The 25294-nt window shown below is 40.1% G+C and carries 22 protein-coding genes, 1 pseudogene and 1 CRISPR repeat array (1 of these 24 running past the window's edge); of the genes and pseudogenes, 12 read left to right on the top strand and 11 right to left on the bottom strand.

All coding sequences use genetic code 11. The features are described from left to right. Positions 1 to 35: 35 nt before the first annotated feature. The 3 genes from H6G68_RS10340 to H6G68_RS10330 form a co-directional block, all read right to left on the bottom strand. Positions 36 to 626, bottom strand: a complete 591-nt coding sequence (locus H6G68_RS10340; protein ID WP_190906570.1) for a TetR family transcriptional regulator — start codon at positions 624 to 626, stop codon at positions 36 to 38. 225 nt (positions 627 to 851) lie between these two features. Further along, the gene (locus H6G68_RS10335) at positions 852 to 3008 is read right to left on the bottom strand and encodes an NACHT domain-containing protein (RefSeq protein WP_190906569.1); all 2157 of its coding nucleotides are present in this window, start codon (positions 3006 to 3008) and stop codon (positions 852 to 854) included. A 110-nt stretch (positions 3009 to 3118) separates the two neighbouring features. Continuing rightward, entirely contained in the window at positions 3119 to 3982 is an 864-nt protein-coding gene (locus H6G68_RS10330; protein WP_190906568.1) for an Rpn family recombination-promoting nuclease/putative transposase, read from the bottom strand. Between the two features lie 107 nt (positions 3983 to 4089). Here H6G68_RS10330 and H6G68_RS10325 point away from each other — a divergent pair, with 107 nt between their 5' ends. From H6G68_RS10325 to H6G68_RS10305, 5 genes are all read left to right on the top strand, one after another. Beyond that, entirely contained in the window at positions 4090 to 4839 is a 750-nt protein-coding gene (locus H6G68_RS10325; protein ID WP_190906567.1) for a thioesterase II family protein, read from the top strand. Between the two features lie 381 nt (positions 4840 to 5220). Next, the gene (locus tag H6G68_RS10320; protein ID WP_190906566.1) at positions 5221 to 5715 is read left to right on the top strand and encodes an Hsp20/alpha crystallin family protein; all 495 of its coding nucleotides are present in this window, start codon (positions 5221 to 5223) and stop codon (positions 5713 to 5715) included. A gap of 241 nt (positions 5716 to 5956) precedes the next feature. Next, entirely contained in the window at positions 5957 to 7840 is a 1884-nt protein-coding gene (dnaK, locus tag H6G68_RS10315; protein WP_190906565.1) for a molecular chaperone DnaK, read from the top strand. Between the two features lie 349 nt (positions 7841 to 8189). Continuing rightward, complete coding sequence (locus H6G68_RS10310; RefSeq protein WP_190906564.1) at positions 8190 to 8435, top strand: hypothetical protein; 246 nt, start codon at positions 8190 to 8192, stop codon at positions 8433 to 8435. 14 nt (positions 8436 to 8449) lie between these two features. Further along, complete coding sequence (locus tag H6G68_RS10305) at positions 8450 to 9451, top strand: hypothetical protein (RefSeq protein ID WP_190906563.1); 1002 nt, start codon at positions 8450 to 8452, stop codon at positions 9449 to 9451. A 282-nt stretch (positions 9452 to 9733) separates the two neighbouring features. Here the strand turns inward: H6G68_RS10305 and H6G68_RS10300 are convergent, their stop codons facing one another. The 3 genes from H6G68_RS10300 to H6G68_RS10290 all read right to left on the bottom strand — a co-directional run bounded on the left by H6G68_RS10300 (position 9734) and on the right by H6G68_RS10290 (position 12960). Further along, a complete protein-coding gene (locus H6G68_RS10300) occupies positions 9734 to 10486 on the bottom strand; it encodes an MBL fold metallo-hydrolase (RefSeq protein ID WP_190906562.1) in 753 nt (250 codons plus the stop codon). Between the two features lie 169 nt (positions 10487 to 10655). Beyond that, positions 10656 to 11423, bottom strand: a complete 768-nt coding sequence (locus tag H6G68_RS10295) for a circadian clock KaiB family protein (protein ID WP_190906561.1) — start codon at positions 11421 to 11423, stop codon at positions 10656 to 10658. Positions 11424 to 11679: 256 nt separating this feature from the next. Beyond that, entirely contained in the window at positions 11680 to 12960 is a 1281-nt protein-coding gene (locus H6G68_RS10290) for a type IV pilus twitching motility protein PilT (RefSeq protein WP_190906560.1), read from the bottom strand. Between the two features lie 900 nt (positions 12961 to 13860). Between H6G68_RS10290 and H6G68_RS10285 the strand changes: the two genes are divergently transcribed. Both H6G68_RS10285 and wecB read left to right on the top strand, forming a co-directional pair. After that, on the top strand, positions 13861 to 14232 hold the full coding sequence (locus tag H6G68_RS10285) for a hypothetical protein (protein WP_071191149.1): 372 nt from the start codon (positions 13861 to 13863) through the stop codon (positions 14230 to 14232). A 116-nt stretch (positions 14233 to 14348) separates the two neighbouring features. Beyond that, positions 14349 to 15458 carry a non-hydrolyzing UDP-N-acetylglucosamine 2-epimerase gene (gene wecB / locus H6G68_RS10280; protein ID WP_190906559.1) on the top strand — a complete coding sequence of 370 codons (1110 nt, stop codon included), beginning with the start codon at positions 14349 to 14351 and terminating at the stop codon, positions 15456 to 15458. A gap of 122 nt (positions 15459 to 15580) precedes the next feature. On the opposite strand, the gene H6G68_RS10275 is transcribed toward wecB, so the two are convergent. Together H6G68_RS10275 and H6G68_RS10270 are read right to left on the bottom strand one after the other, a co-directional pair. Further along, positions 15581 to 16186 (bottom strand): peptidoglycan-binding domain-containing protein, encoded by a 606-nt coding sequence (locus H6G68_RS10275; protein ID WP_190906558.1) that lies wholly within the window; start codon positions 16184 to 16186, stop codon positions 15581 to 15583. A gap of 186 nt (positions 16187 to 16372) precedes the next feature. After that, positions 16373 to 17239, bottom strand: coding sequence for a M23 family metallopeptidase (locus H6G68_RS10270; protein ID WP_190906557.1), 867 nt, complete (start codon positions 17237 to 17239; stop codon positions 16373 to 16375). A 347-nt stretch (positions 17240 to 17586) separates the two neighbouring features. Here H6G68_RS10270 and H6G68_RS10265 point away from each other — a divergent pair, with 347 nt between their 5' ends. Continuing rightward, entirely contained in the window at positions 17587 to 17949 is a 363-nt protein-coding gene (locus H6G68_RS10265) for a hypothetical protein (protein ID WP_190906556.1), read from the top strand. A 929-nt stretch (positions 17950 to 18878) separates the two neighbouring features. Here H6G68_RS10265 and H6G68_RS10260 read toward each other — a convergent pair. The 3 genes from H6G68_RS10260 to H6G68_RS10250 are packed head-to-tail and all read right to left on the bottom strand — an operon-like array spanning position 18879 to position 21285. Then, positions 18879 to 19814: an alpha/beta fold hydrolase gene (locus H6G68_RS10260; RefSeq protein ID WP_190906555.1), complete on the bottom strand. Its 936-nt coding sequence runs from the start codon at positions 19812 to 19814 to the stop codon at positions 18879 to 18881. A 19-nt stretch (positions 19815 to 19833) separates the two neighbouring features. Then, positions 19834 to 20337: a DUF4112 domain-containing protein gene (locus tag H6G68_RS10255; protein ID WP_190906554.1), complete on the bottom strand. Its 504-nt coding sequence runs from the start codon at positions 20335 to 20337 to the stop codon at positions 19834 to 19836. Between the two features lie 57 nt (positions 20338 to 20394). Beyond that, a complete protein-coding gene (locus H6G68_RS10250) occupies positions 20395 to 21285 on the bottom strand; it encodes a YihY/virulence factor BrkB family protein (RefSeq protein WP_190906553.1) in 891 nt (296 codons plus the stop codon). Positions 21286 to 21428: 143 nt separating this feature from the next. On the opposite strand from H6G68_RS10250, the gene H6G68_RS10245 reads away from it, so the two are divergent. The 4 genes and pseudogenes from H6G68_RS10245 (at position 21429) to H6G68_RS10230 (ending at position 24348) form a co-directional block, all read left to right on the top strand. Further along, on the top strand, positions 21429 to 21986 hold the full coding sequence (locus H6G68_RS10245; protein ID WP_242045214.1) for a hypothetical protein: 558 nt from the start codon (positions 21429 to 21431) through the stop codon (positions 21984 to 21986). Positions 21987 to 22038: 52 nt separating this feature from the next. Next, a pseudogene (locus H6G68_RS10240) lies at positions 22039 to 22404 on the top strand (AbrB family transcriptional regulator); the annotation flags it as partial. Next, a complete protein-coding gene (locus tag H6G68_RS10235) occupies positions 22379 to 23194 on the top strand; it encodes a DUF1838 domain-containing protein (RefSeq protein WP_190906552.1) in 816 nt (271 codons plus the stop codon). The pseudogene H6G68_RS10240 and the gene H6G68_RS10235, both read left to right, overlap by 26 nt. Positions 23195 to 23637: 443 nt before the next feature. Beyond that, on the top strand, positions 23638 to 24348 hold the full coding sequence (locus H6G68_RS10230) for a hypothetical protein (RefSeq protein WP_190906551.1): 711 nt from the start codon (positions 23638 to 23640) through the stop codon (positions 24346 to 24348). Between the two features lie 625 nt (positions 24349 to 24973). Continuing rightward, positions 24974 to 25294: a CRISPR direct-repeat array (repeat unit 37 nt; unit sequence GTTTCCAATTATGCGTCCCCACATGGTTAGTGGAGAC) (it continues 3159 nt past the right edge of the window).

Below are 25294 nucleotides of genomic sequence, written 5' to 3'. Positions count from 1 at the left end.
AACCTAAAATTAGGTAGGTAAAAATTCAAAAAAAATTAAGTTGAGAGAGAACCTTTCAAAAGTAGCTCAATCAAATCATTAACTAATTCCTCATCAGTCTTAGAGCCATATTTTCTAAAGGTATACAGCGATTCTAAAGCAGACAAGAAAGTACCGCCAATGAAGCCCAAATTGCTTTGGAACTGATCCTTTAACTGATGTCGATACTGGATGAATAACGCCTCAATGGGAGCGAATGCACAGCGATACATTGCTTCTTCGAGTTGAGCAGCTTTGTCTGAGGATAGCTCTGGTAAATCGCTCATTATCATTCTTCCACCGTTAAGAGGAGGTTGCTGAATCAACCAAACTCCAACTTCAAGCAAGCAACTTTCCAAGGTTGGCTTTGCTCTGGAAATCAATCTTTCAAGGGAGATAAGCCGATGTTCTAAATGACGCAACATTACCTCAACATACAAATCTTCCTTTCCCAGAGGAAAGTGGTAATAAAGTGAGGCTTGCTTGATGCCGAGTTTGTTAGCAACATGACTTAGGGTAACAGTTGTATAACCGCGAGACACAAATAATTGCTCCGCTGCATCCAGAACAGCGTCTTTTGACGAGGTTTGATTAGCTTTTTTATTCACATCACCTAACTTAAATTAGGTAGACAATTTTGTCAAGTACTGGGGAAAGTATTTTCAGCTGGTGGTAGGTTAGGTATGCGATCGCATACCTAACCTACCACCAGCACCTGTAAATAACTCTAATGATTTGAATTTAGACACAGATTATACAATTGCAAAACATCAACATGATATATCTAATTTGCTTTTGAAGAATAGTAATGCTCAAAATTCTCTGATTGTGACTTAATTACTAGGAGGTAACAACATCCTCCCCTCTATTGCTTCCCAGGTTTCACGTGAGACGCTCGCCGCTGCATCTTTGCATTGGATAATTAGGTGATTAGCATATAAATAATTATCTAAAGCCTTGATTTCTTCCTTAGATAAATTCACCATTTCTAGAGTGAGATGATAAGCATTGAGCAAGGTTTGTTGGAGGCGTTTAGCAAATGCCAGATGCACTTCCCTTGCCTGTGTATCATCAGGAATTGTAGTTTTTAGTTGTTCAAGTCGCACAATCAACAGAGTAAAGTTAACTTTATTATTGAAAATTTTGGATTTTTCAAGTTCACCACTATGTTTGATGGCAATGGCAATAGAATTGGCATTTGCCTTGGCAATATCGATGGCTATGGCGTTGGTCTTAACATTGGCTTCGGCATTAGCTTCGGCGTTGGTCTTGGCATTGGCTATGGCATTGGCTATGGTTTTGGCATTGGCAATGACGTTGATATTGATATTGGCTTTAAAATAAATTATGTCGATGGCATTGGCGATGGCGATGGCGTTAGCGTAAGCTCTAGTAATCGCAGATGCACGTTTCCTAAAAGGTTTATAATCACCCTGAGAGCCTAATGTAACTTGTTCTGTCCAATTTAATAAAGCCTGCAACTTCGGGGTATTGATATATTTTTGTGCTTCTTTTTCCATCAATAACAACCAATCATCTGCACCACCCCGCATTACCCCAGCAACTAATAAAAATACCTCTTTCCAACGTTGATCTGTTAAGTGTTCAGTAACTAAATTTTCAACTAGGCGATGATCATCAATATATTGTGCTGTTAAATATTCCTGTAGGGTAAGATGAGAGAAGGAATAAACATATTCTGCTTTTTTTACTAAAATTCCTTGCTGAATGGCAATGGCATTTAAAACCGCTTTACAATTTAAATACTTGGATGCATTCAAATTATTCACAAAAAAATTATTAATTTGTTCAATAATCTCTCGTTCAGTAAAAAAGATTCTGTTATATTTAAACCCAGTATAAGCAATTTCTGATAGTAACGACTCTTCTAATTCTGTATGCAATTCTTGATAAATCTCATCTCTTAATTTTAGCTGTTCTGAAGCCCATTCTTCTAATAATATCCGCAATCCCTTTCTATATAAACCGCTACGGTTATTAGAAAAATTTTGCGCCTTGCCATATTCTAAACAAAGAAAAGTCAGCAATAAAGGCGTGTGTGCCAACTCTTTAGCAGCTTTGTTTTCTGGATTTTGCAATAATTCCCAGCATTTCTCACTTGTTTTCGCCTGTTTATCATCTTCTCCATGAAACCAGTTATTAATAAACTGCTGAATTGGTTCATCATCAAAATCAGCCATAGCCACATCGCTAAACCGCCGGAAATTATGGCGATAAGCTGCTGTGCGACATGAAGCTATAAAACGATTTGCATCATGTTGATCAACAAAGTTTTGAATTTGATTAATAGCCTCAGTCAAATTTTTAGTTGGGACTTCATCCAAACCATCCAGTAGAATTAATAATTTACCTTGTTCTAAAGCTTTAGCCGTAAACTGATCTGGAACTGGAACACCACAAATATCAAACTCGTCAATAATAAATTTTTCAATATCAATCTCGCTAGATGTAAAGCTTTTTAATTCAATAAAAACCGGAATACAGCCATGTTTAAATCCTCCTTTTTTACCCTGAAATGCTTCCAGTCCCATCTTTCTTAAAAAGGTAGATTTACCCGCACCTGGTTCACCCAAAACCATCAGATATTGTTTCTCATTAGCAACTTTAATTCCTGCTTGTTTTTCAGAACATTGAAAGTTAAACTTCCGGTTTTCAGCGTCACGATATGCTTCTTCAAATTCCTTGATAGATACAAAACTAGGAATATCATCCTTTAAAAACTGCACTGCTGTATATACTGCCTCCAAATTGACAGGTTCACGCATTCCTAATACTTTCAGAATACCGTGTCGTTTTCTATAGTTCTGTCCATATTTCCCGAAAGCTTTAAAAATTGCCGTTTTCGCAGCTTCATTAAAGTTTTGACCAAACCTTTCTACCAACTTGGTACTGCTTCCCCACAGAGACTGAAAAATGGGAACAGCTACACCGCTAACGGCTTGGGCTAATAAAAGTTCAATGCCTGTCATAATAGTAAGTCAGTGAATATATCTAAAAAATCTAGTTAAATATTATTATCCACATTTAAACCCAATTATGACAACCAAAACCACCTTCAACTAGTGGGTAAATTATTTTATTAATTTATTTGCGTTTCTAGCCAAGATGACAAATCAGCTAAACTGTTAAAATCTAATAGTGCTTCACTCAAATCTTCTAAAACAGGTAAAGCTAAACCAGAAATTGAGGAGCGTATTTCTTCAGACAATGTTCCAAACCGCTTAGTCAATTGTCGAGAAATTGCATTAGCCATAACTTCTCGTCCTTCTTCTCGTCCTTCTTCTCGGCCTTCTTCCTTGATTTCTCGGTAAACTCTCGTTTCTTTTAGTGTTATCCCTAACATAGACTCTACCTCCATACGGCTTAGTTGTTCAAACTTGTACACCATAATCGTCGTAATCATCTCTATTATGACGCGACTTGTTGGAGATGATACTTCTTGACTGGTTCTAGTTAATAAATATCTTGCTGCTTCTGGTGCTTGTTCTTCTTCTACCGTAGTGAGTACCATCAGTGCTACCCATAAAGGTAATTGATGAATATCCCCCAATTCATCTAAATACACTCGATGCACTTGATTTCCATTGAGTAGCGTTCGATGAGGATGAATATCGCTTTGTTCAATACTGCGGGATGGGTAAATAATCACAGTTTCCCAGTCACTGAATCTAGCACGGTTGCGGTAGAAATAAAGTGAAGATTCAGCAAATACTCTTTCATAAAGCTGTTCATCTTTTTGGAATTGCACCTCACAGAAGTATACAACTCCCGCACCTTCATTTTCTGGTGGCAGAAACACCCCATCAATTTCAAATTTGGGTTCTTTGACAGCTACCGAATCAAATCTATAAGCATCTGCATTTGTCGGAGGATTTGTCAAGAATTCAAATAGTAAAGTGGGAGATTGTTGAAAGAGTTTGTAAAAAATAGAATCCCGACGCATGAAGGATTTTTACTTAATTTTTTTAAACCTGCGATACATCTCATCATATATTAGATCGGGAGCATCCCAATTGTTGAAAAATCCTGACGATTATAAAAAGTACCATTATGACAACCAAAACCACATTCAACTCGTGGGTTACTTGTCCCCAACCCAACCCCCAAGCAAAATTACGCTTATTCTGCTTACCCTACGCAGGAGGTAGCGCAATGGTATTTCGCACCTGGGCTAATGATTTACCCTCAACTATCGAAGTGTGTCCTCTAGAACTTCCTGGAAGGGGAAGACAAATGAACTTACCTCCCTACACAAAAATGCAACCTCTTGTAGAGGAAATAGCCCAAAATCTCACCCCATATCTAGATAAACCCTTTGCTATCTTTGGTCATAGTATGGGTGGACTTGTCAGCTTTGAATTAACTCGTTTACTACGCTCAGATTATAATTTAACTCCATTACATTTATTTATATCTGCTCGCAATGCTCCACAAGTTACTCCTTCAAAAAGACCGATTTATAATTTACCAGATGCAGAGTTTTGGCAAGAAATCTGGAATTTCAATGGTACTCCTGATGATGTTATGGAAAATCAAGACATTATCCAACTTTTTCTCCCTATTCTCCGGGCTGATTTTACGGTTTTAGATACCTACATTTACACAATTCAACCGCCTCTTGATTGTCCTATTAGTGTTTTTGGTGGTTTACAAGACAAAGAATTTACTGATTATGAGTTAGAAGCATGGCGTGAACAAACTACTGCCTCTTTTTCATTACAAATGCTTGAAGGTAATCACTTCTTTATTCGCTCAAACCAAAATATTTTACTTAGAAGCATAGCTCAACAGTTAGAGTAAAAATATTTTTGTATATCCATAATTCTACCTCAGATAGATGTTGAGATTATTACTTTTAGCTATCTCAACAGACTTTATAATCTATATCTGGAATAAAAGTAGAAATATTTACAATTACCCTAAAAGGGGATTTATTGTTTTTTCAATAGTTGAAATTGTAAAGGATTATGAAAAAAGCTCACAGGTACGGCTATTGCGATTCCCATAGCTATAAAACCGAACCCACTGAATTTATCTCCTAGTGTTATTGTTTAACTAGGAAGCTAAAGAGTAAGCTTCAGGAATAAAAAGATTTAAAAAAGTATGACGGTTGTTTGCCATCAATGAAGCTTGAAATTAAGCCTCCACAAGCCAAATTAGAGGATTGTACAGGAGATAGATATGGCACTTATTCGTTGGGACCCACTCCGGGACATTGAACGCCTAGAACCATTCCGCGAACTTGAACGTTGGGACCCACTCCGCGAAATGGATACCCTACAACGGCGCATGAATCGTCTGTTTGAAAGAATGATACCAACTGATGGGGGTGAAAGAGGAGGAATTACCTTTATTCCTTCTGCTGAACTTGAAGAAACTGATGACGCATTTAAATTGAGACTAGAATTACCTGGTCTGGAAGCGAAAGATGTAAATGTGGAAGTAACCCCTGAAGCTGTTTCTATTACTGGTGAAAGGAAATCTGAAACCACAACGGAAAGAGAAGGTTACACTCGTTCTGAATTCCGTTATGGCAAATTCCAACGGGTAATTCCTTTACCTTCCCTTGTCCAACATGAACAAGTACAGGCTGAATATAAAGATGGTATTCTGCGGTTAAACTTACCAAAAGCAGAACCAGAAAAACAAAAAGCGTTCAAAGTTAATCTCGGTTAATTTATCAGTAGCTTCTGATTTGTAAAAACCCAGATTCTCATTTCTCGTTCCCATACTCTGTATTCTCGTTCCCATACTCTGTATGGGAATGAATTCAAGAAGGCTCTGCCTTTAGTGATAGCAGAGGCAGAGCCTCTATGATAGCATTCCCAGTCTGAGACTGGGAACGAGGTACTGGGAACGAGATATAGCTGAATGCTTACTAAAAAATTAAATTTCTACTGAAGCCCAAGGGGAAGATATGGCAAAAGTAGTGGGAATTGATTTGGGAACTACAAACTCTTGTGTTGCGGTTATGGAAGGGGGTCAACCTTTAGTAATCGCTAATTCTGAAGGACAACGCATCACTCCTTCAGTTGTAGCTTACACCAAAAGTGGGGAACGCTTAGTTGGTCAAATCGCTAGACGACAAGCAGTAATGAATCCAGAAAACACATTTTATTCTGTTAAACGTTTCATTGGGCGCAAATATGAAGAAATCACCCATGAAGCCACAGAAGTTTCCTATAGAACTCTGCGTGATAGCAATGGTAATGTGAAACTCAACTGTCCCGCAGCGGGTAAGGATTTTGCACCTGAAGAAATTTCTGCCCAAGTGTTGAGAAAGTTAGTTGATGACGCTAGTAAATATTTAGGAGAAAAAGTTACTCAAGCAGTAATTACAGTTCCTGCTTATTTTAATGATTCTCAACGACAAGCTACCAAAGATGCAGGTAAAATTGCTGGTTTAGACGTTCTCCGCATTATCAACGAACCAACAGCAGCAGCCCTTGCTTATGGTCTTGATAAAAAGCAAAATGAAACTATCTTGGTGTTTGACCTCGGTGGTGGGACATTTGACGTTTCTGTTTTAGAAGTTGGTGATGGTGTGTTTGAAGTAAAATCCACCAGTGGGGATACTCATTTAGGTGGTGACGACTTCGATAAAAAAATTGTGGATTGGTTAGCTCATGAGTTTCAAAGTAATGAAGGCATTGATTTACGTAAAGATAAACAAGCTTTACAAAGATTGACTGAAGCCGCAGAAAAGGCGAAAATTGAACTTTCTAGCGCGACTCAAACTAATATCAATTTGCCCTTTATTACCGCTACTCAAACAGGGCCAAAACATTTGGATATGACACTGACACGGGGTAAATTTGAGGAGATGACAGCCGACCTTCTCGACCGTTGTCGTCAACCAGTTCAACAAGCACTGCAAGACGCGAAACTCAGTAATGCTCAACTTGATGAAATTGTCTTAGTTGGTGGTTCGACTCGCATTCCTGCTGTACAAGAATTGGTGCGAAGAATCACAGGTAAAGACCCTTGTCAAGGTGTGAATCCTGATGAAGTTGTAGCGGTAGGTGCGGCTATTCAAGCGGGTGTGTTATCTGGTGAAGTCAAAGATATCCTCTTGCTTGATGTGACTCCCTTGTCTTTAGGTGTGGAAACTCTTGGTGGTGTGATGACCAAAATTATTGGTCGGAATACAACTATCCCGGTGAAGAAATCAGAAATCTTTTCAACTGCGGCTGATGGTCAAAATAATGTAGAAATTCACGTCTTGCAAGGTGAGAGAGAATTTTCTAAAGATAATAAGAGTTTAGGTACTTTCCGCCTTGATGGTATTCCTTCAGCACCCAGAGGTGTACCACAAATTGAAGTTACCTTTGACATTGATGCTAATGGGATTCTCTCTGTCACCGCCAAAGATAAGGCTACGAGTAAACAGCAGTCAATTTCGATTACAGGTGCTTCTACTCTCGATAAGCGAGATGTGGAAAATATGGTGCGGGATGCAGAATCTCATGCGGAAGAAGATAGAAGACGACGTGAACAAATTGACAGCAAGAATTTGGCAGACTCTTTAGCTTATCAAGCCGAGAAACAACTCAGAGATTTGGGTGATAAGGTAAGCCCAGCCGATAAAAACCGAGTTGAAGGACTGGTGAAGGATTTGCGAGAAGCCATTAACCAAGATAACTTTGAGCGAATTAAGTCTATTAGCAGTGAGTTACAGCAAGTCTTGATGCAAGTCGGTAGCGCAGTTTATGCCCACGCGGGAACCTCCAATGGAAGTGGTGAACCACAAAGTAGTCGAGGTGAAGATGTGATAGATGCTGATTTTGTGGAAAATAAGTAAAAAAAAGGATGAATTATAAATTACGAAGGATGAACAACTTCATCCTTCTCTTTCCTCCATGAGGAGGATGCTTTCAACCCTTATTTATCCAGATTATCAGTAAGCAGAGATGAACAAGTAGAAAAACTTAATTGAATACGAAGTTTCAGTGTCAGGAAAACTTAATACAGCGGAACAATCCCAGGGGCTGAGATTGCTTCGCTGTTTATTCTTGACAATTAAAGTTTGTATCTTATGCTGGGCTTTTATTTTAATGATTTGAAGAAAAGTTGCACTAAAACACATACTGATGTAGTTTCGTTTGCTTGAATAGCTATATTAAGAGGACTGAAATTTGTAATTCTTAATTATGGCAACTAAAACCATTGATGTTAGGGAATATACTGTCAGAGCGCATAAAAGACAGATTCATACTCGTGTCTTCAACTTTGTCTGTAAAGAATGTAATCAGCCGACTAAACGCGAAACTTTTGGACCTCGACCCTTATATTGTGAAATCTGTCGCCCTCCCCAAGCACCTAAAAGATCGCCCCAAGAATCTAAAAAGGCAAAACCTCGACCGATGTCTTATCAAAGCGACATAAATTTAGATTGATTGATTGAAGTGATATGAATCCCAAAGAACAGCTACAACCACCTTCAGACGTATTTATCAAGCCATTGTTGGAATTACGAGACTATTATGCTGGTCTTACACAAGAATACCAACGGCTATTTATAGAAGCGCGATCGCAACTTGATCATGCGGAAGCTTTGTTGTCTAATTGGTCTTATGAAAATGATCATGAACAGTTTTCACAACTTGAAAATGCGGATCAAGAAGGGTCACTCTTGTTTCTGTCATCAGATAACAATTCTGACTTAGACTTTTTAGAGTCTATAGAATCAGAACTTTCCAACTTAGATCAATTGGAGATAGATTATGCAACTTCTCCAACTAAAGAGAAAAAAGATTCTCAGCTTCCCAATCTCCCCTCAGAAAACGATGATCATTTCATCAAGAGGGCAGAAGTTCCGATGATACCCCAATATCAGGCTCTAACTCGGATGGAAGCTCTGAAAAAGCTATTGCATGAATATGCTGGTACTGTGTGCCATATAGATTTTATTGTGCGATCGCTTTATGGCGAGTTGGAGCCAACTATCTTCAGAGTAGTCAAAGGTAGAGTCCAATCCTCTCTCACCCAAGGCAGAGAAAGGGGTTACTGGTCAGCTATACCCAATGAACCTGGTTGTTATACTCTGGTTTTAAGTTTGTTAGCTCCCAATCATCACCATGCCTTCGCTCAGAGTGCCAAAACCCGAAAGAAAAAATCTTTCATTTTACCCAAGAGCGAAGTAGTACCGATGCTCAGAGCTTTTGATGGTCAATTTTTGATTGATGCTATCACCTCTTTCTTACAGCAAAATCCTGGGCAAATTTTCAGCGTCAATGAAATAGTCAATGGAATTTATGGAGACATTGATTCTCAGCAACTCAGAGAAGTAAAAAACAAAGTGCTAAATGAATTATCTAGAGGTCATCGGACTGGAAGATTCTCTAGAGTTCCTAACCAAATTGGCTTCTATACTTGGGATGCCAATACAATTCTTCAGAAAACTTCTCGCTGAACAATCTTGAAAATGAGGAGTGCTATTTCTTAGAGATAGTTCCAGGGGGCAGGAGACAGGAGACAGGAGGCAGGGGGCAGGGGGCAGGGGGCAGGGAGCAGGGGGCAGGGAGCAGGGGGCAGGAGGCAGGAGGCAGGAAGAAGAAAGATAAATACTCTCCCCATCTCCGCGTCACCGCGTCACCGCGTCACCGCGTCACCGCGTCCCCGCATCACCGCGTCACCGCGTCACCCCATCTCCGCGTCACCCAATCTCCCCATCTCCTCCTGATAGATTTAAAAATTAAAAACTGACTTGTTCACCAGGGTTAGGTGCAATTACCCGTGTTGACAAATTGTTTTTCTCTAATAAAGCTCGAAATTCCTCAACACTTCCCTGAGTTTGTATGAACTTATTTAACAATCCCTCAAATAACACATCCCCTCCAGCTGCTGTAGGTAACATGAGTTGAGGTTGCAACCACTTGGCTACTTCTAACGCACTCTTCATACCTTTAATAATCGGACCTAGGACAGGTAAACCCAAGCCAATCATAGGAGTAATCACTACATCAACTGGTGCAAGCTGCTTCAGTTGCGATGAATGATATCCATGAGGCTCGTAATAGAGAGTTAAATTACTCGCCAACTCTTTGAGCAGATAAGCGTTTTCTAAGATAGTAGGGCCAATGGGAGAGCCAGGAAGAGCTTTAATTTCTACTTGATCATTCAATGTGAAATGTTCACCATGAGCCAGGGTGATAACTTGGGTGTAACCCAACTGCTCTACTACTTTGGCCGCATTGGGAGAAGCTACAACCTGAATATTCCGGTCAAGTTGCTTGAGGGTGGGAGGGTGAGCATGATCTTCCAAACCCTGAGATAAAAGAATCAAGTCAATATTTTCTGGTATCGGCCGCTCTTGAAGTCGAGAACCTTTAAATAACCAATCCAAATTGCTGAAAGTTAAAGAACCAACTAACCAAGGGTCAATTAGAATCCGTTGTCCGCCAATTTCCATCAGCCAACTATTGCTGTCTAACCAAGTGAAGTACATAGCTGCCTAGGTAGTAAGATTAATGCCTGTTTTAATTATGAATTGTTTGGGGATTGGGGATTGGGGTGATGGGGTGATGGGGAGACGCGGGGACGGGGAGAGCAACAGAGAAAAAACAGTAGGGGTTCAGCAATGCTAAACCCCTACTAACAGCTGATTTACTGTATGTCTATTTTTCTTTTGCGCCTAACATCTGTAAGAGTTTGTCTACATTATCTAAATCGCCAACAATTCGCCGAATTGGTTGAGGCCAAACCTTCACTAGGGTGGGAGTTGCGGAAACTTGATTGATTTCGGCTTGTTCTGGATGTGTTAAAACATCAATCACTTTGAGAGTGTAAGGATATCCAAGCGATCGCTCTAGTAATTCGTGTAAATGTTCTAAAATGCGTTCAGTGGCTCCACTATGGCCAGCCACAAACAGGCGCAGAACATAGCCTTGAGTATTGAGTGTTGTCGGTGGCGCGGTGATCACCCTTTGCGGGTATTGTGGTGTTACATCAGCAAGGTCTAAGCGCACAACTAAGTCATGGTCTTCCCAAAGCTGGGGGAATGAGGAGCGATAAGTTGCCAACACCATGCGATCGCACAATCCTTCCTGCCAAGGTGCTGTTTGCCATACTAGCTCCCCCGTACAAAAAATAGCTTTCAGCACTGTTTGGTGGCGAATAACAGCCGGATAAGCTTCCGCAAAGGTCTGCACTTGTTGCGTGCGCGGATTGAGCCAGTGATCAATGGTCGCTGTATAACAAGGAACTAAAAAATGGGGCGGCTCTGGTAAATCTAGGATTTCTTGCAAAGCCGCACACAAATGCAAATGCCATCGTCCCTGTTTACTAGGGTCAATGCAATAAATTAAATCGCCTCCAGGTGTAAACAGAGCAATCCCTTTGAACAACTGGGGTCTAGATAGTTTATCTGTAGGTAACTTGATCACAGTGTCTGGGGACTAGGGTGATGGAGTGACGCGGGGATGGGGACACGGGGACACGGGGACACGGGGACACGGGGACACGGTGACGCGGTGACTAGGGTGATGGGGTGACGCGGGGACACGGTGACGCGGGGACACGGGGACACGGTGAAAATGAAGAATAACTTAATTACCTATTCCCAATGACCAATGACCAATGACCAATGACCAATGACCAATCACCAATCACCAATCACCAATCACCAATCACCAATCACCATTAAACACGTCCTCGGAGGAATTGGGCCATTTCATTGGGAGTTGGTGACATTTCCAAGGCGGTTTCTTCAGTAATCCGACCTTCTTGATACAAATTGAGTAATGACTGATTCATAGTCACCATGCCATCAAAGCTGGCTTGCTTCATCAATTCGGCAATTTCATCATATTTACCATCTTTAATCCATTCTTTCACAGCTTCGGTGTTAATCAGGATATCGTGGAAGGCTGCCCGTTTACCATCAGTTGTGCGACACAAACCTTGGGCAATCACGGACACTAAAGACTCAGAAATTGCCACCCGCATTGCATCCTGTTCCTCACCTGAGTAGAGATTAAGAATCCGCTCAATAGTTTTTACAGCACTATTGGTGTGCAGGGTTCCCATAACCAAGTGACCAGTTTGAGCCGCTTTTAGAGCAGTGTTGACCGTTTCTTTATCCCGCATTTCCCCCACCAGAATCAAATCTGGGTCTTCCCGTAAAGCTGCTTTTAGGGCGTTGTCAAACTTCCGGGTGTGCATTCCCACTTCCCGCTGCTTGATTAAGGACTTGCGGCTTTGGTGGACAAATTCAATTGGGTCTTCAATGGTGATGATATGCTTAGGCATCTCTCTGTTGATGTAGTCAACCATTGCTGCCATTGTCGTAGATTTACCTGAACCAGTGGGGCCTGTCACCAAAATCAACCCTTTATGATAGTGGCAAATATCCCGAAAAACTGGAGGTAATCTCAATTGATCCATAGACAAAATTTTGAGCGGAATTAACCGCAGCACCATTGCATAGCCTCTGAGGGTATCAAAAACATTAATCCGTACACGGGCAAATTCGTACTGAGTCGCACCGTCAAATTCTAGATTGTCTTGAAACCTCTGAATTTCTCCATCGCTCATAATCTCCCGTAACCAACCCATAAAAGTTTCTTTATCGGTTTCTGGATAATTGGTGGTTTCAATTTCTCCTCGATTACGGAAGCGGGGTATTTCACCAACACCTAAGTGAACGTCAGAAAATCCCTGATCAAAAGCTTCTTGAATTAGCTGTGCTAAAGTCATCCCCACAGGCTTTTTGGGAATAGCCGCAGCCATAGGCATTGGTGGTGGTGCAGGAGGACGTTGGGCGGCAGCAGGCATACCCGGTGGTAGGGGATTGTTAAGTGCAGTCGGATTATTCATCCTCTCTGTTGACATCTGCAACGTTTTTGTCGGTTGGTGCTGTGCAGATGATGTTGGTAGTGGTGGCGGTACTGGTGGTAGATTCCGGGGTTTTGATTCTGTCATATAAGGAAGGAGTGCAAAATAAATTATCTAGTTAGGGCAGGGAATAGGGAATAGGGAACACTTCTCTTCTCCTGTCGGAGACACTGCGTGAACGAGACGCTCCGCGTTGGCGCAGCCTGTCCGTAGGACTTACGGCAAGCGAGAGTGCATCGCAGGCAACAGTGATAGAATACAGGGATTTCATTCGTGTTCAAAAATAGGTAAATATTGTTGCACAGGAATATATCTTCAAATTGGACAGGTAAAAAATTACAGCAGGGAACAGGGAACTTTCTAACAGGGAACAGGGTTGAAACTCTCTTGATCAACCGTAACTGTGTAGTTTTTTGCTTTTAATTCCAATATTTATCGATGGTGTAGAAATTCTTTCCCCAATATAACCTTGTTTTACACCGATTAATCTTCAGTATTATTCCGCAAATAATTGATAAATGGCTTGTGTTTAATCAAACTGTATATAGAATTAGCCCTGTTTTAAGGTTTTAAATGAGAATAAATGAGAAATTTTTCATAGATCATAGATACAGCTTGCAACCACAATCAGGAACAGATAATTTTTTCAGCCCTGTCTGAGAATTATGAGAGGTAGTCCGAATTTTTATAAGAAATGTTAAGCTATCTGGAACTGAGGTTCGGAGAATCAAGGGTTTGCTCTCATACCCAAAAGGGTATATTCCTAAAGACCTATACAAAAAGCATCCTGACTCCTGAAACCTGAATCGGACTAGACATTCATAATTACAAAAAACAAACTGTAAAGTTTAGTAAAGAAATGCTCATTTTTCCAGCAGGGTTTTATATACTGGATTTCACTGAAGTCAATTCAGTTAACTCGCAAACAGCGAGAAGCGACTGAAAGTTAAATTTTAAACTTTGCTGTGTAATTTGGGAGGAAAAGTCATGGTTTTGGCTGAAAGCTCTAATCAAGGAAAGACCTACTCCTTGTTAATGATGAAAAGCTTTTTGATATGGACTTTCACATTGGCAGTATGCCTGCTAGTTGTTGGTTTTCCATTAGTTGTGGTAATGGCTACGGTCGGATGCCTGTTGTCGATTGTGTTGCAATCTGTAATGCCTGTTAGTGCAGTGCTGCTGGTGGCAGGTGGTTTAATCATGTTCAATGTTATGACAGTGTTGATTATGGCTGGTGTGCTGACTGCTAAAGGTGTTCATCCTAAAGAGGTCAGATGGTTAAGCTGGCTTCATGGAGAGGAAGACAAGGCGCAGACTACTGTTTTTGCAGCTTGTCCCTTAACTTGTGAACTCAAATAGTTAACATTGTTAAACTCGATGAACAGTGCATCTGCCCGGTTAAGCCGGGTTTTTTCATGTTGGTTTTTTGTCAGTTATCAGTTATCAGTTGTCTAATGACTAATGACTAATAACTCATGACTAATCAAAAACGAGTTGGTATTATTTTGGGTACTCGTCCCGAAGCGATTAAGCTAGCGCCGGTAATTCAGGTTTTCCAAGGTTCTCCAGATTTGGAATTACAGGTAATTCTGACTGGACAACATCGAGAAATGGTTGAACAGGTGATGCAGTTGTTCAACTTAAAGGCAGATCATAATTTAGAGATTATGCAGCCTAAACAATCTCTAAATGATATTACCTGTCGGAGTTTGCAAGGTTTAGAAGCTTTATTTATAGAACAAAAGCTAGATTTAGTTATAGTCCAGGGAGACACGACAACAGCTTTTGCGGCTGCGTTGGCAGCTTTTTATCAAAAAATTCCTATAGGTCATGTGGAAGCAGGGTTAAGAACTGATGACTTATTTAATCCTTTTCCAGAAGAAGCTAATAGAAGATTAATTTCCCAAATCACCCAATTACATTTTGCTCCCACCTCCCTCGCGGTGGAAAATTTGCAAGCTTCTGGTGTGTTGGGAGAAATTCACCTGACGGGTAATACGGTGATTGATGCATTGTTGAATGTAGCCGCAACCCACCCAGCTTGTGATATACCGGGTTTAAACTGGGATGAATATAGGACTATACTGGTAACAGTGCATCGCCGGGAGAATTGGGGAGAACCACTGCAAGCGATCGCACAAAGTTTTTTACAGATTTTAGATCAGTTTCCTGATACAGCCTTATTATTGCCCTTACACCGTAATCCCACAGTTAGAGAACCATTGCAGCAGTTGTTAGGTAATCATCCGCGCATATTCTTGACAGAACCCTTAGATTATGGTCAATTAGTAGGGGCAATAGAGCGATCGCACTTATTATTAACAGACTCTGGTGGTTTACAAGAAGAAGCACCCAGTCTCGGTAAACCAGTACTCGTTCTCAGAGACACCACAGAAAGACCAGAAGCCGTTACCGCAGGTACAGCTAAATTAGTGGGAACTGAAACAGAGAGCATTGTTGCTGCTGCAAGTGAGTTATTAAGTAACCCTGAAGCATACACAGCAATGGCCAATGCAATTAATCCCTTTGGGGATGGTCATGCAGCAGAACGCATTTTGGAAATTGTGAAAAATTATTTGGGGTAAAAAATAAATACTCAAAACCCCTCCACGAGACAGCGGGGAGGGGTGTTAAAAGGCACTTTTGACGGGGTGGGGTTCTTCAGGAATAGTAAGTAATCAACCGAACACGATATCTCCAATCACCTCTAACTAATACCTAAAGCCCTACGAGTTGCAGGGCCAACGATCCCATCTACACGCAAACCATTTCTTCTTTGAAAATTGCGGACTTGTTGAGCAGTATTTGGTCCAAAAACACCATCAACTCTTATCCCTAAAGCTCTTTGAACCACTCTCACGCGCTCACCTCTGGCTCCCTGTGCCAATAAAACTCGACCCCCAACACCAGGAGTAGGACGATTGGGAGATGTCCCCGGATTCATCCCAATCCATCTTTCAGCCACATAATATCCTTTGTAACGTCCTGAAGTAATTTGAGCAAAACCATTACTCACATTCCCAGTAGACCCAATATTGGTGCCATTAGGTACACAAGCTACAGAGGAGTTACCGCCACTAGGACCCCTACGGATATATAAACAATTACCATTAGTTTTGGCATATTCTGCGGAAGCTTCTTGAACTTGGGAAACAGCAGCAAGAAACACAGTTACACCAGCTAAAGCCAACCAAGCAGACGATTTCAGCAGTTTTTGCCAATTGATGACTGGTAAGGTAGGAAGATTCAATTCGATATTTACAGGTGTCTCTTCATTAGACATATACATATGGGAATAAGCCATATATTCCATGATTCCCTGCTCCTTTATGTAAATAATTGGGATATTACAGACAGTTAACTTGTTTTTCTCTAGATTTAATCTAGATGTATTTTATACTCTTTAATTAGCAGAAATTTTGATGCCATATTCCGCCCTTTGAACTGTCACATAGGGTGTTTTTGCCGAAATGATCAATTACTAAAATGATAAATAGCCTTAGTTCCCAAGGCGCTCAGAAGTATTAAAGTTATCAGAGCGAATCTGATTCCCGTAGCGCCATACTTCCACTTTTTCTGGGGTAACTAGGTATGAAAAAGTACCGTTATCTGCTTGATATTTGTCTTTACCCACATTTCGAGCGGCTATCTTCACGGGTTTACTGGCATCTTGTTTAAATTGTGCAATGTAAAAGAGTTGACCGTTTTCTTCACAGACTTGGACACGAATCTTTGCCGTCTCACCCGTCATAACTGTAACCCCCGCGCATTCAGTCTCAAAATTTACGGGATTAATATTGACGGGAATTAGTTGTGAAGGTGAAACAGGTCGTTCTATGGGTTTTTTAGCCGCAATGGAGGCAGGTAATAGGTGTAGAGGATCAAGCGCTAAACGACTATTTTGATAAAATTCAAAATGCAGATGAGGGGCTGTACTATTACCTGTAGATCCCATTTCGGCAATTATTTGACCTTGATTGACTTGTTGACCTTTGCTGACTAACAAGCGTCGATTGTGACCATAGACTGTTAAACTACCATTAGTGGGATGTTTGATCTCAATCACATTACCTAATCCCCAATCATCCCAACCTGCTTTGACAACTGTACCAGATGCAGCAGCGAAGATAGGAGTGCCAATAGCACCGGCGATATCAATTCCCTCATGTTGATATTTACGGAAACCTTGAGAAATAATTCCTTGAGTCGGCCAGATTAAGTTATTACTAAGCAAGGGTGTTGGTTGAACTAGGGAAGCTTTGACTGTCTGAGGTAACGCAGAGGTAGTTGTACTTAAAACAGATGTTAAAGATATTAACCCAATCAAGGTATAAGTACAGAACCGAGAAAGAGGATTTTTTGGCATAAAAAACTTTTGAATTCTTTATTTGCTGTTTCAGTATCACTCATCTGACATCAGGAAAATTGTTACAGATAGATGAATATATACAGCACTTGTAACGTTTCACTTTAAGGTTGATACAAACGGATAGACGCGGTGACATGGTGACAAGGCAGCAAGTTTTGTGTCGATGTCTAAATCCCCGTTGCAAAACTTAATTACGAATTACGAATTACGTTGGCGCTAGCCTGCCGTAGGCACTATTACGAATTATTTTAACCGGACTTGATATCAGGCATTGCATTACTGCTACTCATACTTGTATATTCTTGTATAATCATGTACTAGAGGATGCAAATCTGAAATGAATCATGGATAAAAGTCAAAGTGTAAAGCAGCAGTCAAGCCAAACCACAGAAACCAGTTTAGAGATAGTAAAAGAGACATCTCAACCTAAAAATCTGTTGGTAAAGTATCCTTGGATTTTGTTTGTTGGGTTGTTGGGAATTCCTCTGGGAGTTGCAACCTTTAGCTATTATGAACTGAGTTATGTTGGGGATGTTCCCCACAAACAACCAGAAAAACCCCCAAATTTAGTCGTTAAACAACCAATAACCATAACTTCTGATACTAGCAATGCTACACCAGCATGGTTAATATTAGCGATCGCTCTAACTTGTGCTTCTGGTTGTTTGGTTATTTTTCGTTTACTCAAACTTCCACAACGAATTTGAAAGTATAGGGTTGAGAGTGAGTGTAAGCTGTAAGCAAACCCCCAATACCAGCTAGGGTGACGAAGTGGGTTAAATTTTCTATGTTTTGATGTGAATAAAAATACTTTTAAAACATCCTCTTAGACTGATAACGAATAACTAATAACAGATAACTGATAAAAACTGCCAACTTGGCAACCAATCTGTGAGTAACCCAGTTAAATTGATGAAAGATAAACGACTTTAAGGGTGTTGTTATCAGGGGTACTACATTACAAACTTAGTCTAAAAAGATTTGTTTTCAAATCTTTATTAAGGACATATAAAGCAATCTACCGACAATTTTATTTTGCTATTTTTTCATTAGAAAAATAATAATCAGGTTTCACATTTGCTGCAACAGGAATATTACTAGCGTATAGGCGTTGTCTTTAATGTATAACTTAGCCCCCTAAATAACAGGCAGGCAGCGTCTAATAAATATTCCTGAACGCCACAGCAGCAAATGCAGAGTGGGAGATTAAAGGCGCTTGATATGCCTTCTCCCACTCTTCTTTTATTGGTAAGTAGCTTGGCGCAATTAAATATAAAACCTCGCTTCCATTCCTCTCACGCCAGTTGCTACAACGGGGGGAACCCCCGCAACGCATTGGCTCCCCTAGCCCTCTCTAACCCTCCCCTCAGGGGAGGGAATAGGAATAATATTTGATTTTTGAAATATACGTATGAAATATACGTAGGGTGGGCATTGCCCACCTTACTCAGAGACTTAAAATTTTTCAGCTATCCTATCATTTATGATTCCTATATATAGGAATAATATTTGATTTTTGAAATATACGTAGGGTAGGCAATGCCCACCAAACCATTGCTGCGGTGGGCATTGCCCACCCTACAAGACTTGATATTTTATCAGATATCATTTATGATTCCTATATATACACCAAAGTTTAATAGAAATTGGTAGCTTTTAAAAATTCTAAAATTGCTGCATTTACCACATCAGCAGCACCAGTTGAGGCATCATGATAACAATTCTGTAAAATTTGCAAGCGCGAATTAGGAATATGTTGATGTAATTTTTTGCCATGACTTACAGGAAACCAACTATCTTGATCACCCCATAAAACGAGAGTAGGACATTCAATAGTACTGAGATTACTTTGAATGTTAGTCAGTATATTTGGCTTTTTGGTTTGGAAATTCTCAATTTCCTTGATTGCTATTTGTAACTCTTCAGTAACTTTTACCAAAGTACCTGGAATCTCAATAAACGGGTAAGTGATCCAATAAACATCTTCCTCTGAGAGAATCGTAGGATCAAATAGCACCCTGCGTCTTTCTATAGCCATCACTTCTCTGACTATAGGTGCAAACCAATATGCTAGACGGAGAGAATCTATAGTATGTATTATTTCTAAGGGAATGTTGGCAAGTATTCCCATGATCCAATGGGGTAAACTTTCCGCGAAAATAGGCGCATTAATTACTACTAAACGCCCGATTAATTGAGGATCTTTTTCAGCTAATGCCAGAGCAACTAATGCACCTAAAGACTCTGCTACAATTATAGGTGGTTCATCACATAAAGCCTGAATAATTCGCTTGAGTTCAAGTACTTGATGACCATTTTCTTCTCGGTGTGATAGAGGTTTTTCTGAGAAACCATAGCCTTTAGCATCAAAACAAATCACCCGAAAATATTGAGATAAGGGTTTTATACTGTGCCGCCAATTATAACTCCAACTACCTAAACCATGTAATAAAATCAACGGCTTACCTGTACCTTTTTCGCCATAGGCTATTTTTACGGGGTAGCCCTTGGCATCAGTAATAATCAGATTTTGCCGCCCTTTGGGAAAATTAACTTGCCACCAATCTTGCATTACGTGATTAATAACTAATTTAACTGCCAGTTAAGGCGTTCCATAGCAATCTTATTAATATCACGGGTAAGGCGATTAAGACAATAGCAAGCAACAACAATCCCGCGAAAAGGGCGATAATAAAACCCTGATCAGCTTTCTTTTTTTCACCAGGAGATTTTAAGTAATCTTCTAATAACTTGATATTATAATTGTTAGCTGTCCATGCAAAATCAAAAAAGTCTCCTAGCATGGGTATAGCGCCAATTAAAGAATCTATGATAATATTTACAACCATTCTGCTTAAACTGGCTCTAGACACGCCCATTCGAGCAGATTCGATGATAATGTAGATAGAAAGCATCACTCCCAAAACATCACCACCAACAGGTATTAATCCCAGAATGGGATCTAAACCAATTCCCACTTGAGTGCCGGGAATGGTGATAGCATTATCCAATAATCTACTAATTTGATTTAGACGCTTTAATGTAGGTGCATAACCATCAGCTTCACTGGCAGATCGATCAGGAGAATTAGACATTTTTTGGTAATTAGTAATTCGGAATTTGGAAAAAAGGTAGAATTAAGCTAACAGCACTCAGGACTGTTTCAGTGATTTTCTTGAGTGTATATCTTCACCGACAGTAATATTCAATTGGTATCCGATGAGGAGAACAAAGGCACTCATCCATAACCACAGCATTAAAACTATGAAAGTTCCTACTGCACCATAGACTTTATTATAGTTGCCGAAATTGGTGACATAAAGGCGAAATAGAGCAGAAAGAATTGCCCAGAATATAGCGGCTAATACAGCCCCTGGCATGAGTGGTATACCTTGTTTCCAGACGCTAGAACCATAACGATAGACTAAGCTAAAAGTAGAGGCAACAATTACCAAGGCTAAGGGCCAGAGTAACAATTGCCAAATATGTAATAAGAATTCTAAGGCAGCATTGCCACTCACTACTATTCCTAAGATTAAATCGCTGGTAAATACGAGGAATGAGGCTAATATTAATAGTAAAATTGTTCCAACTGTTAATCCTAGTGAAATGAGTTTAGCTTTCCAAAAGGGGCGGGTATTTTCTGGGCTAACTTGCTGGATTTGATCAAAGGTAGTCATGGCAGTACTAACTGCACCAGAAGCTGTCCAAATAGCGAGTAAAAAACTTAAAGAAAACAAACTACTATTTTTAGAGTCGGCAATTTCTTTGGTAGCAAAATCACTAATTAAAATCCAAGCTTCTTGGGGTACAATTTGACTCAGTTGCATGGCTAGTTGAAGAAATGTGTTTTGTAAGGATTCTGCCATTAACCCAATGGCTGTGAGCAGGGCAAGAATTGCTGGAAACAGCGATAACATAGCATTAAAGGCAATTTGTGAAGCCAGTCCCAAAAGTCTGATTTCGATAGTTCTGGCAAAGGTTTTTTTCAGTGTACGCCAAGTGAGGTGATGAAAGAAGCTGACAAAACGAGGTTTGGGCATATATATTGACAAGTTGCACCTTGTTGAAAAAGTAAAAATTAATATAAGTATCGGACAAGCGGATTTATGGCAGAATTGCCAGTGGTGGCTTCCTGAGTGATTCTACTTTACAGAATAATTTTTAACTACACTTAACTAAAGTAATGACTGAAAATACTGATAAAGCTGCCCGGTTAACACAACAGTGGTTGGCTGAAATTCAAGCCTTGAAACAGCAGATGGCGGAACTTCAGCAAAAACGTGATGAGGCTTGGGAAAGTTCACAGAAATGGCGACAGTTATATAATACCGAATCAGAACAACGCCGTGCAGATGCCAAAATGTACCAACAAGCGATAGCGAAGCGCTCCGAAGGAATCGCATCTGTAAAAGCTGAACTGCTTAACCTCCAGGGTATAGATGTTGTCAAATCCAATGATGGGACAAACACAGCTATTGAACCAGAAATCACACAACTAACATCAGTGGAAGAAGTAAAAGCTAAACTCATCTTTCTCACTAAAGAACGCGATCGCTTGTTGCAAGCTTTGAAAACCGAGCAAGATAACCACGCCCAAACTCGTAAAAGTCTCACAACTGCTTTGGGTGATGCTATTGACAGCTTGGCAAAGGCGCGAGCAGGAGATATGAAGCAGGGTGCAACGGAGCAGGGTGCAACGGAGCAGGGTGAAACAGAGCAGGGTGCAGAGGGGTTAGATTAGACATCTCCGACAAAGTAGAGACGTTTAATGGAACTTATCTACAAGGGTTCCAGTGCTGCTGGGAATTACTATAGGCGAATATTGGGGAGATAAACCCAAATTTGACAAACTGACTTGAGGCTATGCCTTGGTTTCCGTAGCCATGACACTCATTGTGGGTGCGATCGCTGCTATACTAGCGATGAAATTAACTACTTGGGACTGGTTGACTTGTCTGCTAGTGACAGCACCAGGAGGATCAGCAGAAATGATTCTTGTCGCCCTGACTTTAAATCATCATGTCGAAATTGTCACAACTGGGCATATAGTCCGATTGATTGCAATTAACAGTTCTTTACCTCTATGGTTGTTTTTATTTCGCCGTTTTGACAATTTTATGGAGCAGACAACAGATGGTATCCCACATTCAAGAAGTTGATGCCCAACAATGGGTAAAAACTCGTTCTTCACTAGACTCCAATGAATCTACTTTCCTAATTTGGACAGGTAAAATTTATAGCTTTGTTCCTGGTGAAAAACGACAACTATTGTTTAAAATTGTGGGCATGAGTGTGAGTCGGTGTATTCCCACTCTGGAAGGTCGTTGGGATTTTACCTCTAGAGAATTAACTTACTACCTGAACCCAGACACAGATGAGATTTTGCGGAAATGGGAAAACCCTTGGACAGGGGAAACAGTGTCAGTCATGCACGTTGCCAATAGTCCAGTGCAAGGCAAGTTTAGCGGTAAATTTCCTGTGCAAGTTGATGGAGAAAATAGTACCTTCGTCTTTGATATCTTTCCCAATTATCCCAATCCTTTAGCAGAAGATGCCAAATTTGCTGAATATTGTCCATCATCAATTTATCAAGCTGCGGAATTATTTAAAATCACAGTCCCTAGTGCAGATTTGGTGAACTCAGAATTGAACTCTGTGACAGAACTGAAGCTAAGTTGGGATAGAATTGGTCAATGGTTGCCTTGGATGAAAATGGGCGATCGCCCCGGTTATCTTATTTACAGTGCTACTGGCAGCAAAGTCCGCAGTTTTACAGAATTACCTCCACTCCTACAAGCAGAAATCAATACTCGTGTTCCTTTGTATAAGCAAGCTCCAAAAGCCTTTATGGAAGGTGAAGATATCACTTCTTGGTTATATTTCCAAAAGCATTTTCCCGCTTATTTAGCTGGGGAAATATTTCCCTTACCAGCAGCAGAGGAAAGCTAGTAAGTAAATTGGCGTTAAAAATTGTCGTTGGGATAAGGCAGGGGGCAGGGTGCAGGGTGCAGGGGGAAAAAGGGTTTCAGCCTTGTTTACTTTTCTTTACACATTTTGGTTTTATTCTGCCTACCTACTTAGTCTGTCAAATAAATTTTGACGGATGAAAGGGGTTTCCAGCTAGTTCATCTTTTTTAATGGCGATCGCAAACAACACAAGCGAACCCTGATAATGCTTGTGAAACATAGATTGTCGCAACGGGTGGGGAAACCCCATCCCTAGGATTTATCCGTTGCTCTTTTTTGGAGAATTGGTATAACCTCTTTACAGATTAAGCACAAGCAGATAATTATTTCGTCGTTCGCACTTTATCTACTTTTCTCAGCTGTAACCAATGTTAATTGTGGTATAGACAAAAGTTTTATTTCATCCAAATAGCAGTTTTGACTGGATGGAATATCTTGATGAATTACTCCAATTTTCAGGAAATAGCAAAATGAAGAAATTACTTGCAGGTATTACAGCATTCAGCCTATGTATAACTTCTCCAGGTATTGCTAAAGCACAGGAATTTACGGAATTCAAACATCAAAATGATAGATATTACTATGAAACCCTCAACTCTGAAGGAGTTACTTATTATAAGTATAAAGTTCCTGCCTATAGCTTTGGGGTTTTTACACTCAAAAATCACAGTCGTAGAGCGGATTTTGATATTTACATATATGACTACTCTGGAGGCTGGAAGCTCTTAGCTAAAGGAAAAAATACAGGAGTTACAACAGAATTAGTTACTACGCCAACTATTTCACAAGATAGATATGCATATATCAAGATAGTTAATTATGGTTCACAACCATCTCAATATCTTTTTTATGCAAATCATGTAACGCCTGGTAAGAATTTTGCGATTGCCTTAGCTGAAACTATCATTATATGTAGTCTCGAAAGAAAAAATATTGACAGCGAAACATCTTCTCGCTTAGTTACGGGGATTTCCTCAATACTCCAAGGTAATAATTTGGCAGGTTTGAATCGAGACCTCTTCATTAATGACATGACTGGCAAAATTAGGAAACAACTTGGTTATGGATGTACAGCGGATTTTGCAGTCAATTGGGTAGTTTCAATGATCAAGGATGTTTACAGAAACTATCCTTAAATCAGTCCTCTTTTGTCACTTTGGTAGAGTCTGATCACTCAAAGGTTTATGAAAATTAGCGTGAGAAAAGCCTACTCTTTTTATGGGTGAGATTAATTCTATTTTTGCCGATAAATAAATCCTGGGGTAGGGGTAAAGCGCAGTGCTAAACCCCTACGATAAATGTGTTTTTTACGGCTACACATATAGGTAGGTATTATCGCTGTCTGCAAAAATCAAGACACGACGAGATGTGAGCATAGGTGTTTCCCAACTGCTTTGTGTTTGGGTTTGGACTTTTATATGTTTTATTAAAACCCATGCTCGGAAACGCGATTTTCCAATGGTGGCGATCGCTGTTGTTAATATTTCAGGAAGTTTACGGTATGGCGATCGCTTGTTTTCATTAATATTTGATTTTTATCAAAAATTGAAAATACCTGAAACTACGTTCTTTCAATAATCAACACAGTTTCAGGTACTATCTTTTGGTTTCCAATAATTCCGATTTAACCCAATCGGTGGGGATTTATTAACTTTTTCAGATACATTGACAAACCCTCAAGGAGTTTCCAATTATTCCGAATTAACCCAATCGGTGGGGTATCTTGAATATAACGGTAGACCTCGTCTGTCTTTGGAAGAAGTTTCCAATTATGCGTCCCCACATGGTTAGTGGAGACCTTGTTTATCTACACCTAAATCAATTACAACTGATACATTGTTTCCAATTATGCGTCCCCACATGGTTAGTGGAGACTACATAAGATTCCATTTGTTAATCTCATAATAGATGTTTCCAATTATGCGTCCCCACATGGTTAGTGGAGACTCACACTAATTGGAGATAGTTATGTACAACAGAGGTTTCCAATTATGCGTCCCCACATGGTTAGTGGAGACCTTCGGTTGTGGTTATGATATTGCTAATCACATAATGCAAGAGTTTCCAATTATGCGTCCCCAC

It is taken from the genome of Anabaena catenula FACHB-362 (assembly GCF_014698735.1).
GTDB lineage: Bacteria > Cyanobacteriota > Cyanobacteriia > Cyanobacteriales > Nostocaceae > Anabaena > Anabaena variabilis_A.
Note: the sequence above shows the minus strand (reverse complement) of the source record. Positions and strands in the feature narration are given on the sequence as shown.

What these genes read in the sequence shown, in the direction of transcription:
- H6G68_RS10270 (WP_190906557.1), bottom strand. Translation starts at nt 17,239, where the DNA reads ATGCCAAAAAATCCTCTTTCTCGGTTCTGTACTTATACCTTGATTGGG.
- H6G68_RS10325 (WP_190906567.1), top strand. Translation starts at nt 4,090, where the DNA reads ATGACAACCAAAACCACATTCAACTCGTGGGTTACTTGTCCCCAACCC.
- wecB (WP_190906559.1), top strand. Translation starts at nt 14,349, where the DNA reads ATGACTAATCAAAAACGAGTTGGTATTATTTTGGGTACTCGTCCCGAA.
- H6G68_RS10320 (WP_190906566.1), top strand. Translation starts at nt 5,221, where the DNA reads ATGGCACTTATTCGTTGGGACCCACTCCGGGACATTGAACGCCTAGAA.
- H6G68_RS10290 (WP_190906560.1), bottom strand. Translation starts at nt 12,960, where the DNA reads ATGACAGAATCAAAACCCCGGAATCTACCACCAGTACCGCCACCACTA.
- H6G68_RS10255 (WP_190906554.1), bottom strand. Translation starts at nt 20,337, where the DNA reads ATGTCTAATTCTCCTGATCGATCTGCCAGTGAAGCTGATGGTTATGCA.
- H6G68_RS10305 (WP_190906563.1), top strand. Translation starts at nt 8,450, where the DNA reads ATGAATCCCAAAGAACAGCTACAACCACCTTCAGACGTATTTATCAAG.
- H6G68_RS10250 (WP_190906553.1), bottom strand. Translation starts at nt 21,285, where the DNA reads ATGCCCAAACCTCGTTTTGTCAGCTTCTTTCATCACCTCACTTGGCGT.
- H6G68_RS10285 (WP_071191149.1), top strand. Translation starts at nt 13,861, where the DNA reads ATGGTTTTGGCTGAAAGCTCTAATCAAGGAAAGACCTACTCCTTGTTA.
- H6G68_RS10330 (WP_190906568.1), bottom strand. Translation starts at nt 3,982, where the DNA reads ATGCGTCGGGATTCTATTTTTTACAAACTCTTTCAACAATCTCCCACT.
- dnaK (WP_190906565.1), top strand. Translation starts at nt 5,957, where the DNA reads ATGGCAAAAGTAGTGGGAATTGATTTGGGAACTACAAACTCTTGTGTT.
- H6G68_RS10235 (WP_190906552.1), top strand. Translation starts at nt 22,379, where the DNA reads ATGGTATCCCACATTCAAGAAGTTGATGCCCAACAATGGGTAAAAACT.
- H6G68_RS10265 (WP_190906556.1), top strand. Translation starts at nt 17,587, where the DNA reads ATGGATAAAAGTCAAAGTGTAAAGCAGCAGTCAAGCCAAACCACAGAA.
- H6G68_RS10230 (WP_190906551.1), top strand. Translation starts at nt 23,638, where the DNA reads ATGGAATATCTTGATGAATTACTCCAATTTTCAGGAAATAGCAAAATG.
- H6G68_RS10275 (WP_190906558.1), bottom strand. Translation starts at nt 16,186, where the DNA reads ATGGAATATATGGCTTATTCCCATATGTATATGTCTAATGAAGAGACA.
- H6G68_RS10245 (WP_242045214.1), top strand. Translation starts at nt 21,429, where the DNA reads ATGACTGAAAATACTGATAAAGCTGCCCGGTTAACACAACAGTGGTTG.
- H6G68_RS10335 (WP_190906569.1), bottom strand. Translation starts at nt 3,008, where the DNA reads ATGACAGGCATTGAACTTTTATTAGCCCAAGCCGTTAGCGGTGTAGCT.
- H6G68_RS10300 (WP_190906562.1), bottom strand. Translation starts at nt 10,486, where the DNA reads ATGTACTTCACTTGGTTAGACAGCAATAGTTGGCTGATGGAAATTGGC.
- H6G68_RS10260 (WP_190906555.1), bottom strand. Translation starts at nt 19,814, where the DNA reads ATGCAAGATTGGTGGCAAGTTAATTTTCCCAAAGGGCGGCAAAATCTG.
- H6G68_RS10310 (WP_190906564.1), top strand. Translation starts at nt 8,190, where the DNA reads ATGGCAACTAAAACCATTGATGTTAGGGAATATACTGTCAGAGCGCAT.